This is a genomic window from Christensenella sp., from assembly GCF_034927525.1.
Taxonomy (GTDB): domain Bacteria; phylum Bacillota; class Clostridia; order Christensenellales; family Christensenellaceae; genus Christensenella.
In genome coordinates this window covers 1-12,225 of record NZ_JAYFPU010000353.1, presented here as the reverse complement: position 1 = coordinate 12,225, position 12,225 = coordinate 1, and the positions used below count along the sequence as shown (strand labels likewise).

Below are 12,225 nucleotides of genomic sequence, written 5' to 3'. Positions count from 1 at the left end.
AAATATTTTTTGGCTATGCGGCTGGCGTAGGGAAAACCTACGCCATGCTGGAGGCCGCACACGATGCAAAGAAGCGCGGCGTTGACGTTGTCGTGGGTTATGTGGAACCGCATACCCGACCGGAAACGCTTGCGCTTGTTGAAGGTCTGGAGGTATTGCCGCCGCTCGAGGTGCCGTATAAGGGCATCACGCTCAGGGAATTCGACCTTGACGCCGCCCTTGCGCGCGACCCGCAGCTTGTGCTGGTGGACGAGCTTGCGCATTCCAATGCGCATGGCCTTAGGCATACAAAGCGCTGGGGAGATATCGAAGAGCTTCTTCATGCGGGCATCGATGTTTATACGACGATCAACGTGCAGCACATCGAGAGCCTCAACGACATTGTCGCCTCCATCACACACGTCATCGTACGGGAGCGTATTCCGGACAAGGTGTTCGATATGGCGGACGAGGTCGAGATCATTGACATCGAACCGTCCGTATTGCTGGAGCGCTTGAACGAAGGTAAGATATACAGGCAAAAACAGGCGCATGAAGCACTGGAGCATTTCTTTATCCGCGAAAACCTGATGGCACTGCGCGAGATCGCGCTGCGCAGGGTTGCGGATCGCGTCAACCAGAAAAATGAGAGCGTGCTCGCGCGAGAGCATATTTTGGTATGCCTGAGTACTTCTCCCTCTAACGCCAAGGTCATTCGTACCGCGGCGCGTATGGCGGAGGTGTTCCATGCGGGATTTACCGCTCTATTCGTGGATGCGCCGGAAAACCCGGCGCTTGATACGGAGGGCGCGAAAAACCTGCGCGATAATATCCGTCTGGCAAAAGAGCTGGGCGCAAAGATCGCGACCACCTATGGAGAAAACGTACCGCTACAGATCTCCGCGTTTGCGCGCGTGAGCGGCGTTACCAAGATCGTGATCGGCAGGACAGGACAGAAAATGCCGTTTTTCGGACGGCGCAAGAATTTTGTGGATCAGCTGATCGATCATGCCCCCGAACTCGAGGTATTTGTGATACCGGACAGCGGTGCAAAGGATTATAAGCCGCGCCGCAGGCTAGGGTGGGGGAAATTCCGTTTTTCGCTCAGGGATTTTGTCAAGATGCTGCTGATCATGGCGGCGGCGGTGCTGATCGGGATATTGTTCGACCGGATCGGCTTTAGCCAGGCCAACGTGATCGTGGTATTGATTTTGGGAGTGCTGATCACGGCAAACCAGACGCGCGGGCGCTTTTACGGCGTGATCGCGTCGGTGATCGGCGTATTGTTGTATAATTTCTTTTTTACAGAACCGAGGCTTACATTCAACGCATATGGCGCGGAGTACCCGATCACGTTTGCGATCATGCTGGTTGCGGCGCTTATTACGAGCGGGCTGACCAGCAAGGTGAAGCGGCAGGCGACTGCGGCGACGTTAAGTGCGTTCCGTACGAATATCCTTTTGGAGGCCGACCGCAACTTGCAGGATGCAAAGACAAAAGAGGAGATCGTGGAGCGCTCTCTCTATGAGATATCACGGTTTGCGAGGCGTCCGGTGGTCATTTACCTTGCGGACAAGGGCGACGCGGCAAGTGCGTTTGCCGTCAATGAAAAGGGTGAAGAACAAAAACAAGCGGCGTTTTTAAACGAGGACGAACGGGCGGTGGCCGCGTGGTGCATCCGCAACCGCCATTCCGCGGGAAAAGGTACGAACACACTGCCCGGCGCGGCGGCGCGCTATACGCCGCTTACAACAAAAGAGGGAGTGCTTGCCGTTGTGGGGCTTGTTGCGGACGGGGAAGAGCAGCTTGACAGTATGCAGGATTCGCTTTTGTATGCACTGTATGCACAGATCACGTCCGCACTCGAACGGTATTTGCTCAACGAGGCGCAGCGTAAGGCGGAGATGCAGGCGGAAAGCGAACGCTTCCGTTCCAACCTGCTGCGCGCTGTGTCGCACGATCTGCGTACGCCGCTGACGAGCATTTCGGGCAGCGCAAATTCGATATTGACGAACAAGTTTGACGAGGAAACGAGGAACCGGCTGATCACAGGTATCTACGACGATTCTGTGTGGCTGATCAATCTGGTGGAAAACCTGCTGTCCGTCTCGCGCATCGACAATGACAACGTGCAGCTGCGCAAAGAGCCGCAACTTGTGTCGGAGATCATCGAAGAAGCGCTGCGGCATGTGAGCCGTAAGATTTCCGAGCATCATCTACTCACCCATTTGCAGGATGATATGATGATGGTCAATGTGGATGTGCAGCTCATTGTGCAGGTGTTTATCAATATCATAGACAACGCAGTCAAATATACGGATGCGGGTTCAACGATCGAGGTGCTTGTGACGCGCAAAGGAGACGAGGCGCTTGTGCGCATCGGCGACGACGGCAAGGGCATCAGCGACCGCGACAAGAAAAATATTTTTGATATGTTCTATACCGTGAGCGGAAACAGGGGCGACAGCCGCAGGGGGCTTGGGCTTGGTCTGGCGCTTTGCAAGATCATCGTGGAGGCGCATGGCGGCAAGATCGCCGTCATGGATAACAGCCCGGTGCACGGAACGGTATTCGAATTTACGCTGCCCATAGCGGAGGTGAAAAACAGTGAAAACTTCAATCATGATCGTTGAGGACGACCAGGCGATCCGGAATTTTATGACGGCCACGCTTGACTTAAACGCATACCAGTGCATTGCTGCGGAAAGCGGGGAGCAGGCGCTTATGTATGCGGTCACTAACCGGCCGGACATCATTATCTTAGACCTTGGGCTGCCGGATATGGACGGGGTGGATATCATCAAAAAGCTGCGTACATGGTCGCATTGCCCGATCATTGTCGTTAGTGCGCGCAGCGAGGACAGGGACAAGATCAGCGCGCTTGACGCGGGCGCGGACGATTATCTGACAAAGCCGTTTTCCATGGACGAGCTGCTGGCGCGCCTGCGTGTTGCCGTACGCAAACTGAATCCCGCGCAGGCGGGAGAGGAAGCTGTTTTTGAGAACGGCGGACTGAAGATCGATTATGCGGCGGGCTGTGTGTATCTCGATGGGCAGGAATGCCACCTGACGCCTATGGAATATAAGCTTGTGTGCCTGCTTGCCAAAAATGTGGGCAGGGTGCTCACACACAAATACATTTTAAAAGAGGTGTGGAATAGTACGCTTGAAAGCGACATTCCGTCGCTGCGTGTCTTTATGGCGACACTGCGGAAAAAGATAGACAAGGAACAGAAATATATCCAGACGCACATCGGCGTTGGATACCGCATGCTGCGTATTGCGGACGGGGAATAAGAATAAAAAACGCCCATCCATACTACTGGATGGGCGTTTTTATGTTATCTTACTGCGCTGCGGGATTTTGGTTGTCCACCTGCGCCGGCATTGCTTCTGTTGGTGCCTCCACAACAACTGTGGGCTTTTTTGAGGAAACGTCTACTGTCTCTGCGTCCTGTGTGTCGCTGATCTTTTTGCCAAGGAATTCTGGCAGCTCCATGCCCGCCATTTCGAAAATCTCGTTCATGGGCGGGATGCTTTTCATCAGCCCGGACAGGAAGTTTGCCGTGCTGGATTTGCCGTCCTTGCCAGCAGCGCCGCCGTCCCAGACGGTCACTTTGTCGATCTTTAGGTCGCGGACAGCCTCGACCTGTACTTTCATCAGGTCTTCCATCTTATCGGCAAGCATCAGCATGAGGGCGTTTTTGGCGTTGCCGCCCGCTGCATCCACGATGTCTGCAAAACCGGACGCCTGCTTCTTCAGAATCTCCTGCATACCACGCGCTTCCGCTTCCATCTTGGCATAGATCGCATCCGCTTCACCGGCGGCCTGCCTGCGCAGACGTTCTGCTTCTGCTTCCGCCTCCAGCTCGATCTGGCGTTTCCTGATCTCAGCCTTTACGATAACGTCCGCTTCCAGCGTCGCTTTTTCACGCGAGGAACGCGCGAGTTCTGCCAGCTTTTCTGCCGCGTACGCTTCTTCGAGAGCCTTTGCAGCCTGTACCTTTTCCGCTGCGGTCGCAAGCCTTGTGGCTTCGGCTTCCTTTTCGCGGCGGGCTGCGTCGGACTGGGCAATCTCAATCTTGGCCGTATTTTCACCGGTGATCGCCTTGGAATCCGCAGTCGCGACCTCTACACGCTGATCGCGCTGCGCGTTTGCTTCACCAATAGAACCGTCGCGTACTTTTTCCGCAACGGATTTTTTTGCGTCGTTGATGGCCTTGGCGGCAGCTTCCTTACCAAGCGCCATGATATAGCCTGATTCGTCGCTGATATCCGTTACGTTTACATTGATCAGGCGCAGGCCGATCTTTTTGAGCTCGGACTCCACATTGCGCGAAACCGCTTCCAGAAACTTATCGCGGTCGGTGTTGATCTCTTCGATATCCATCGTCGCGATGACAAGACGCAGCTGACCGAAGATGATGTCCTTGGCAAGTTCCTGTATTTCGGACATCTGCAGACCGAGCAGGCGTTCCGCCGCGTTTTGCATGATGCCCTGCTCCGTCGAGATACCCACCGTGAAGATGGATGGTACGTCGATACGGATATTTTGGCGGGAAAGCGCGCTTTTCAGGTCGACCTGTATGGAGAGAGGCGTCAGGTCAAGGTATTGGTACGCCTGAATGACGGGCCAGATAAACGATGCGCCGCCGTGGATACACCTTGACGTACGGTTTGTACCGTCGCTGTTCTGGCCGACCTTACCATAGATGACCATAATTTTGTCGGACGGGCATTTTTTGTACCGCGTCAAAAAGATCAGCAGGCACATGAAGACCAATATAACAATGACTACAATTAAAATCAAACTTTCAATGCTCATGATTCATTCCCCCGTGGCCGGATTTTTCCGGCCGTTACTTCCTTTTTACAACGAGCGTGTTTCCGCTCGTGATTCCCGTTACGACTACTTGTGCGCCTGTTGGGATGGTGGCATCTTCATCTGTGACCGCGTCCATCTCTGTGAGCGTGCCCTGTACCATGACCGTGACCTTGCCGGCAGCGCTGCGTTTTTCGTGGATGGGCAGGTATACGGTGCCGGATTTACCAAGCGCGTTGCGGATGTCCATTGTACCGTCGGACTGGAGCTTTAGCATGCCGCGCATCGCAACGGCCATCAGTACCATTGCCACCAGCCCAAACACGATCGCAAGGATCACACTGGCGACAGGCAGTACGTCAGATTTTAAAAGCAGCAGACCCGACCAGCCAAATACCGCAAAGAACGCGACCAGACCCTGCAGCGTAAAAAGATGCAGTCCGCTGCCTTCAAAGTGCGCTTGCCCGCTGTCCGGATGGTCTCCCGGCGGAGCGTCCGTATCCATAGATATGTCGATGTCTGTCGCGCCGTCGGTCGTGATCTCGCCGATGTGCACATCTGTGTGCGGAATGGCGTCGTGCAGCCCGTCATGGATACCGCCCATGTCTGTATGGACATCGCCCGGCGCATCTGTGCCCGCATCCGCGCCGTGACCAACGCCGACGAGCAGCAGGATGACCTCGATCACCAGTAAAACAGTGGCGGCGATCCCGACCACGGCAAAGATTTGTTCAACCAATGTCATGGCTTCCCACCAAGCAATCATGTTTTTATCCTCCTATATCAAATATCAAGTGTATTCAGTTCCAACAAGGCCTCTGCGCGAACCTGTACCGAAATGTGCGCAAGAAGCATGATGCGAAGCACTCTTTGCATCCGATTGAGGGTCTCCCCCGAAACAGAACGCTTGGCGAGCGCCTTGCTTACGATGGCGTCGAGCTTTGTGGCGGTACGTACCGCGTCGCCGGGTACGAGGGCAAGCACATCGACAAAACAGGTATAGATCAACGAAGACGCATTCGCCGTTCCCGCAGCGACATAATCGATCATGCGCGTGATCTGGTCGATCTGGAATATATCGTTGAGCATGTTGATGATCACGATTCTGCAAAACTGGTCGCAATCGTACTTTTTGCCCACAGGCGGACTGACGAATTTACGCTTGACCCAGTTTTGTACCGTGTGCGCAGAAAGCCCCGTCAGCTGTAATACCTGCGACAGTACCAACCCGTTAGCGGCAAACAGAGAGTTCAAAAAATCCTGTATGCCGTTTTCCATATTCATTTCTACCGTAGTTCCCGGCAAATAACCAATCACATTTCCGTTCCTTTCTTTGCGACCCAAATCAGGCCGCTGTACTATAACAACTTAATGTCATCATTATACTACACGGTCGCGTGACTGTCAAACAAAATCGAGTGAACCTTATGATTTAAAAGGAAAGGCCCGCCTGCGCACGCATTTGCTGCAGGGTCTCGGAGACGGAAATGCTCAAAGCCTGCGCGTATTCGTATTCTTCGCGCGTGCCTTGCGGATCGGTGATATAGCGGTAAAAATCTTTCATTTCGTTGCCCATGAGGATGGTTTTGTCGATATCGTCGCAAATTACCTCGGGCGCACCCTCTGCGGGGAACCATGTGACGTCGCTCATATGGTGCAGCAAGCGGATGGTGATCGTTCCGCGGTCGCCGATGATCTCTGATCCGGCACGCCCCTGACCGATCTTGGAGGCGGTGATCAGCACTTGCTTATCCGGATAAAAGAACGTGCTGCTGAAATAGCCGTCCGCGCCCGAGTGCAAAAGATGCGCATTCGTTTGGATGCGCTCTGGTTTGCCGAAAAAATCGAGCGCGGGATAGACGCAGTAAACGCCTAAATCCATGATACATCCTGCGGCAAGCGCGGGATTGAAAATATTGGGCAGCTCGCCGTTTAAAAAAGCGCCATAGCGTGACGAGAGCTGCGAGAAATCGAAATGTACGGTGGTGATGTTGCCAAGCTTTGGCAATATTTGCTTGAGCGCCAGCCTTTGCGGCTGATGCATCATCATGATCGCTTCCATAAATACGACGTTTTTGTCGCGCGCCAGTGAAATGAGCGCACGCGTTTCATCGCTTCGCACAGTCAGCGGTTTTTCGCAGATGACGTGTTTGCCGTTTTCAAGAAGCAGCCTGCATTGCTCGTAGTGCAGGATATTGGGGCTTGCGACGTACACTGCGCCGATGCCGCTTTTTATAAGCGCGGTAAGATCGTCAAACGCCTGCACCGCCCCGTACTGTGCGCCAAAGCGCCTGGCGTTTTGCAGGTCGCGCGAATATACGCCGGCGAGCTCGAATAAGCCGGTTTTTTGCGTACCTTCGATCATCTGCTGCGTGATTTTAGATGTGCCTATGGTTGCATATTCCATCTGATTACCTCTCGGTATATTTTGGTTTCATAACAAGTATAACATATTTCATTAGTTTGTAAGGAAATATTAAGAATAATCCTTTGATAAAGCGAAAAAAATGTGGTATAAATAACATGTAGAAAGCGAAAGGAGCTTCCATCAATGAATTGTAAAAACTGTCATCAGGATTATGATGAAAATTTGAACGCATGTCCTTACTGCGGCGCACCCAAAGAGCAGCCGGCAGAAGGATATCAGCCTCCGGTGCAGCAGCCTCCGGTGCAGGAGCAACCTGTGCAGCAGCAGCCAATACAGCAGCCCCCGGTGCAGGAGCAACCTGTGCAGCAGCAGCCGCAGTATCAGCAGGCGCCGCCGGTACAGCCACAGCCGGGCAACCAGCCCGGGCAGCAGCCTCCGGTACCGCCGCAGGGTCAGCCGCAATACCAGCAGGCACCCCCGCAGTATCAGGCACCGCCGCAATATCAGCAGCAGCCTGTGCAGGGACAGCCCCTGACAGACGCACAGACAAAGGCAAAGAATATGGCGACCGCTTCCATGGTATGCGGTATCCTCGGCCTGATCCTTTGCTGGACACCGTATGCAGGACTGGTGCTCAACATTTTAGGTATCGTCTTCTATACGTTGTATAAGAAAAACGAGCCGGTCGGACAGAACGGCATGGCAACGGCAGGACTTGTGTGCAGTATCATCGGCCTTATCGTATCCATTATATTCACGATCATCTGGACGGCAGCCTTCGCGGCGATCTCGTACTACGCGTCCAGCCCGTGGATGTGGAACAATTACTGGTATTAATATCCGCAGGAATGACAAGATTACGCAGCTGCCCCTTGGCTGCGTAGTTTTTTGAGGGGAAAAGAGTATGATTTGTAAAAAGTGTGAACAGAGCTATAGCGATGCGTTGCCAACGTGCCCGTATTGCGGCGCGTCCAAGGAACCGGTGGAAGAAAAACAGGCGGTGCCTGACAACAATCAGGCTTATCAGCAAGCGCCGGGGCAGCAGCCCCCGCCGCAGGGACAAAAGCAGTACGGCGGGCAGTATCAGCAGCAATACCAGCAGCAGCCGCAGTATCAGCAACCACAATATCAGCAGCAACAGCCGCCGCAGTATAATGCTGCGCAGCAGGAAGGTAAGGGGAGAGGCACGGGTTCTATGGTGTGCGGTATTTTAGGCCTGATCTTCTGCTGGGTGCCGTTTGTGGGCCTGATCCTGACCATCGTTGCAGTGGCGCTGTATGCTTCGTCCAGAAAATACGGGTCGAGCGGCATGGCGACAGCAGGGCTTGTATGCGGCATCATCGGTATGATCGTTGCAATCATCGTCACGATCGTATCTATCATTGCGGTGGCGTTTGTCGGCGTGATCGGCGCGTCGGCGGTTTCTATGCTGCCATACATGTGAGAAACAAAAAAAATACAATAAAAAAAGCGGGAAAGGGAACCTTTTCCGCTCTTTTTGCGTCTTACGGTTAGAAGCAAAAAATACCGGCAGGGCAGGCCGCAAAGCATTGTGAAAAAAATGTAAAATAATTTCACACAATGCCATGCAACTATAGTATAATAATATATTATAGGAAAGAACATGGAGGAACATGGCATGAGCGAAAAGATATCCCCTGCGGTCATCCGGCGACTTCCGCGTTATTACAGATATCTGGAAGACCTTGAAGGCAAAGGCATCGATAAGATTTCTTCTTCCCAGATGAGTATAGAGATGAGTCTCAACGCGTCGCAGATCAGGCGTGATTTGAACTGTTTTGGCGGCTTTGGACAGCAGGGCTACGGATATAGCGTCGGCAAGCTGAAAAAAGAGATTGCGCGCATTCTGGGGCTTGATAAACGGTATAACGTGATCATCGTAGGTGCGGGGCGCATCGGACAGGCGCTTCTCGGTTATAAAAATTTTATGCTGGAAGGCTTTAACATCGTAGACATCTTCGACAGCGATCCTACGAAGGTAGGGGCGCTCATCGAGGGGCGTATGGTGCAGGATATCGCCAAGATGGAGACTTATCTAAAGGGCAAGGACATCGACGTCGCCATCATCTGTACGCCCAAAGAATACGCGCAGCAGTCGGCGGACCTGCTTGTGAGCTTCGGCATCAAGGCGATCTGGAACTTTGCGCCGACGGATGTGGCGGTCAGGAGAGGCGTGGCGGTAGAAAACGTGCATCTTTCGGACAGCCTGTACGTTCTGTCGTATAAATTGAAAGAGAGTATTTGAAACAAGAGGAAATATGGCCTATGAAATCGTATGAGCTGCAAACGTATCAGAAAGAAGTATTCATCGATATTACGCGCAATGTGCGCGACGCGGTCGCAAGAAGCGGCGTGAGCGAAGGGATCGCGGTCGTGCATTGTCCGCATACTACGGCGGGGATACTGATCATGGAAAACTCCGACCCTACGGTGCGTGAGGATACGATCACGGCGTTCAATCGGATGATCCCGGCGGAAAAGTTCAAGCACGACAATTTTGTCGCTCATTTCAAGGCGGCGATGGCGGGCAACAGCGTAAGCCTTCCTATCGAGAATGGACAGCTGAAGCTGGGTACATGGCAGGCGGTCTATTTTTGCGAGTTCGACGGGCCGCGTCCGCGCAGGAATTATTATGTGACGATCGGAAAATGCGAATAATTTACAATTTGTTTGCGTTTCTATCATATTTTAATATTTACATGGTCAGTCGGTGTATATTATTATAAGTATGGAATCATACAGTGATATGCAGGTAAATAAATCATAACGAGGTAAGGTAATGTCCGAATTTGAAAACAACAAAAACGAGGAACGCAAGTTTGGCGAAACAGCGCGTAAAATAGGAGAGACACCGGCAGAGGAGCAGCAGGACGCGGCACAGGCAATGAAAGCGGATGCGGAGTCTGTGCAGGACACGGAGCCTGTAGCAGAAGAAGCAGTACCGGAGCAGCCGGAGATGTCCGAGGGCGAGACGACGGTATATGAGCCGATCGAGAATGTGCCCGACGAGACGGCACGAACGGCAGAACCTGTCGCTGCGGCCGCCGGTATGGGGGCAGCGGAAACGGTTTCGGAATCGGGTGGAAAGAACAAGCTGCGCTCAGAGATTCCGGGTAAGAAGAAATGGGGCGCGAAAAAGATCGTTATTGTCGCGGTCATCATTGTGGCGATCGTCGCGGTGGGCATTACAGGATATGCGATGCTTGGCGAAGATAAAGTGCTTTCCGGAGAGAACCTGCAGCAGATCATCGACAACGGGACGTTTTACGACGGTGTGAGCATGGCAGGCGTAGACCTTTCCGGCAAGACGCTAGAGGAAGCCAAACCCGAAGTGCAGCAAAGCGAGGAAGAGTATCTGGCGGCGCTTGCGCTCGATTATTCCGTGGACGGCGATACGTATACGCTCAAGGGCGAGCAGCTCGGCGCGAGCGTGGACATAGACGCGGCGCTTGCAAAAGCAATGCTTTATGGCCGCGAGGGAACATTTGCCGAGCGTAACGCGGCAATCAAGGAAGCAAAGGAAAAGGGCGCGGAGATCGAGATGCCCGTTGCATATGATAAGGAAATCATCCTGACGTCCCTAAAGGCAAATGACGATAAGATCAATGTTCCGGCACAGGACGCGACAGTAGAAGTCGTGGCGACGCGGGACGAAGCAACGCTGATGACGAATTCTACGATCGACTTAAAGGAGGAGGTCGTAGGTAAGGAAGTAGACGACAATGAGCTTGCGGAGACGATCTATGCGCAGCTTGCAGAGAACAATTTTACGCCGGTAGCAGCGGAAACAAAGGTGACACAGCCTACGCTCACCAAGGCCGATCTGGAAGACAGATATGCCCTGCTCGGGACATATAAAACAGACTATGATTCTTCGGCAGAGGGCCGTAGATATAATATCTGGAAGATGGCGGACGCCATCAATGGCGTGAAGATCATGCCGGGCGAGAAATGGTCTATCAACGAAGAAGCGGGGCCGCGCTCCTATGCCCGTGGGTGGAAGCCCGCACCGGGCATCGCGGACGGGAAATATCAGGATGAGCCGGGCGGCGGCATCTGCCAGACTTCTTCTACATTGTATAACGCAATCCTGCGTGCGGAGGTCGAAATCGTGGATCGTTCACACCATTCGTGGCCGCTCAACTATGTGCCCGGCGGGCTAGACGCGACGATCTCTACTGGTGCACCGGATTTTGTGATCAAGAACAACTATGATATTCCGATCTACATCATCGCGAACTGCGACGGACAGAACAGGAACATCGAGATTTCGATTTATGGACCGAAGTTTGAAGACGGACTGACGCGTGATTTTACATCTAAAGAGGTGGGAGGCAGCCCTGCGGGAGAGCAGGTCATCGAGGATCCGACGCTTCCGGCGGGAACGCGTGTGGTAGAACGCAGTTCGCATCCGCGCAGGGTTTTCGACGTCTATAAGCACTGGAAAGATGCGGACGGAAACGTTGTAAAGACAGAGAAGTTCTCGACGGAAACATACCAGGCATTCAACTCCATCGTGCGCGTGGGCACAGCCCCGGCGGCAACACCGACGCCTGTGGAGCCGACGCCTACACCCGTTGCGCCAACACCGGCTCCGACCCCGCCGCCAGAGCCGACGCCGGTACCGGAAACGCCGGTCGATCCTGCGGCTTGACGATACGATAAACCAAGGGAACTTGTTATCGCAAACAAGTTCCCTATTTTTTTAAAACAAACGATTTATGAAAATTTTTTGAATACCCGGAAGAATTGTTTACAACCCCGGGTGCATACGTTATATTTATAAGGTATACTTGTACGAATTAGCATTTTGGGAGAATGGCACATGAAATATTACAGGCCCGCAAGAGGGCACAGGGTAGTGAATAAGAAAAGGATTGCAATATTTGGGGTGGCGGTTGCTGTCGCGGTTGTTGCAATCATTTTTTGTGTATATATGTTTTCCGAGGTCAAGCTGACATCGGAAAAAGAACAGGAACTGTTTACCACAGGCACATTTTTAGACGGCGTTGCTGTTGACGGAATCGGTCTTGGC

Annotated in this window: 12 protein-coding genes; 8 read left to right on the top strand and 4 right to left on the bottom strand. The window is 53.0% G+C overall.

Features of this window, described 5'->3' with window-relative positions; genetic code table 11:
* Window positions 1–2,612: sensor histidine kinase KdpD (locus VB081_RS14105; RefSeq protein WP_323401414.1), on the top strand; the 2,612-nt coding region annotated here is incomplete at its 5' end.
* Window positions 2,587–3,276 (top strand): response regulator transcription factor, encoded by a 690-nt coding sequence (locus tag VB081_RS14100; RefSeq protein WP_323401413.1) that lies wholly within the window; start codon window positions 2,587–2,589, stop codon window positions 3,274–3,276. The genes VB081_RS14105 and VB081_RS14100, both read left to right, overlap by 26 nt.
* A 49-nt stretch (window positions 3,277–3,325) precedes the next feature.
* Here the strand turns inward: VB081_RS14100 and VB081_RS14095 are convergent, their stop codons facing one another.
* The 4 genes from VB081_RS14095 to VB081_RS14080 all read right to left on the bottom strand — a co-directional run bounded on the left by VB081_RS14095 (window position 3,326) and on the right by VB081_RS14080 (window position 7,208).
* Complete coding sequence (locus VB081_RS14095; protein WP_323401412.1) at window positions 3,326–4,804, bottom strand: flotillin family protein; 1,479 nt, start codon at window positions 4,802–4,804, stop codon at window positions 3,326–3,328.
* Between the two features lie 34 nt (window positions 4,805–4,838).
* Entirely contained in the window at window positions 4,839–5,567 is a 729-nt protein-coding gene (locus tag VB081_RS14090; protein ID WP_323401411.1) for an NfeD family protein, read from the bottom strand.
* A 17-nt stretch (window positions 5,568–5,584) separates the two neighbouring features.
* Window positions 5,585–6,145, bottom strand: a complete 561-nt coding sequence (locus VB081_RS14085) for a DUF1836 domain-containing protein (RefSeq protein ID WP_323401410.1) — start codon at window positions 6,143–6,145, stop codon at window positions 5,585–5,587.
* 88 nt (window positions 6,146–6,233) lie between these two features.
* Complete coding sequence (locus VB081_RS14080) at window positions 6,234–7,208, bottom strand: Gfo/Idh/MocA family protein (protein WP_323401409.1); 975 nt, start codon at window positions 7,206–7,208, stop codon at window positions 6,234–6,236.
* Window positions 7,209–7,352: 144 nt separating this feature from the next.
* Between VB081_RS14080 and VB081_RS14075 the strand changes: the two genes are divergently transcribed.
* From VB081_RS14075 to VB081_RS14050, 6 genes are all read left to right on the top strand, one after another.
* A complete protein-coding gene (locus tag VB081_RS14075; protein WP_323401408.1) occupies window positions 7,353–8,006 on the top strand; it encodes a DUF4190 domain-containing protein in 654 nt (217 codons plus the stop codon).
* Between the two features lie 67 nt (window positions 8,007–8,073).
* A complete protein-coding gene (locus tag VB081_RS14070) occupies window positions 8,074–8,613 on the top strand; it encodes a DUF4190 domain-containing protein (RefSeq protein ID WP_323401407.1) in 540 nt (179 codons plus the stop codon).
* A gap of 195 nt (window positions 8,614–8,808) precedes the next feature.
* Window positions 8,809–9,435: a redox-sensing transcriptional repressor Rex gene (locus VB081_RS14065; protein ID WP_323401406.1), complete on the top strand. Its 627-nt coding sequence runs from the start codon at window positions 8,809–8,811 to the stop codon at window positions 9,433–9,435.
* 20 nt (window positions 9,436–9,455) lie between these two features.
* Entirely contained in the window at window positions 9,456–9,848 is a 393-nt protein-coding gene (locus tag VB081_RS14060; protein ID WP_323401405.1) for a secondary thiamine-phosphate synthase enzyme YjbQ, read from the top strand.
* Between the two features lie 121 nt (window positions 9,849–9,969).
* Window positions 9,970–11,844 carry a VanW family protein gene (locus VB081_RS14055; protein WP_323401404.1) on the top strand — a complete coding sequence of 625 codons (1,875 nt, stop codon included), beginning with the start codon at window positions 9,970–9,972 and terminating at the stop codon, window positions 11,842–11,844.
* 171 nt (window positions 11,845–12,015) lie between these two features.
* Window positions 12,016–12,225, top strand: a 210-nt coding sequence (locus tag VB081_RS14050) for a hypothetical protein (protein WP_323401403.1), incomplete at its 3' end; no start/stop codon positions are given.

Bases quoted from the DNA above. Each gene is read 5' to 3' on its own strand.
- VB081_RS14080 (WP_323401409.1), bottom strand. From the start codon at position 7,208: ATGGAATATGCAACCATAGGCACATCTAAAATCACGCAGCAGATGATC.
- VB081_RS14070 (WP_323401407.1), top strand. From the start codon at position 8,074: ATGATTTGTAAAAAGTGTGAACAGAGCTATAGCGATGCGTTGCCAACG.
- VB081_RS14055 (WP_323401404.1), top strand. From the start codon at position 9,970: ATGTCCGAATTTGAAAACAACAAAAACGAGGAACGCAAGTTTGGCGAA.
- VB081_RS14060 (WP_323401405.1), top strand. From the start codon at position 9,456: ATGAAATCGTATGAGCTGCAAACGTATCAGAAAGAAGTATTCATCGAT.
- VB081_RS14095 (WP_323401412.1), bottom strand. From the start codon at position 4,804: ATGAGCATTGAAAGTTTGATTTTAATTGTAGTCATTGTTATATTGGTC.
- VB081_RS14075 (WP_323401408.1), top strand. From the start codon at position 7,353: ATGAATTGTAAAAACTGTCATCAGGATTATGATGAAAATTTGAACGCA.
- VB081_RS14090 (WP_323401411.1), bottom strand. From the start codon at position 5,567: ATGATTGCTTGGTGGGAAGCCATGACATTGGTTGAACAAATCTTTGCC.
- VB081_RS14065 (WP_323401406.1), top strand. From the start codon at position 8,809: ATGAGCGAAAAGATATCCCCTGCGGTCATCCGGCGACTTCCGCGTTAT.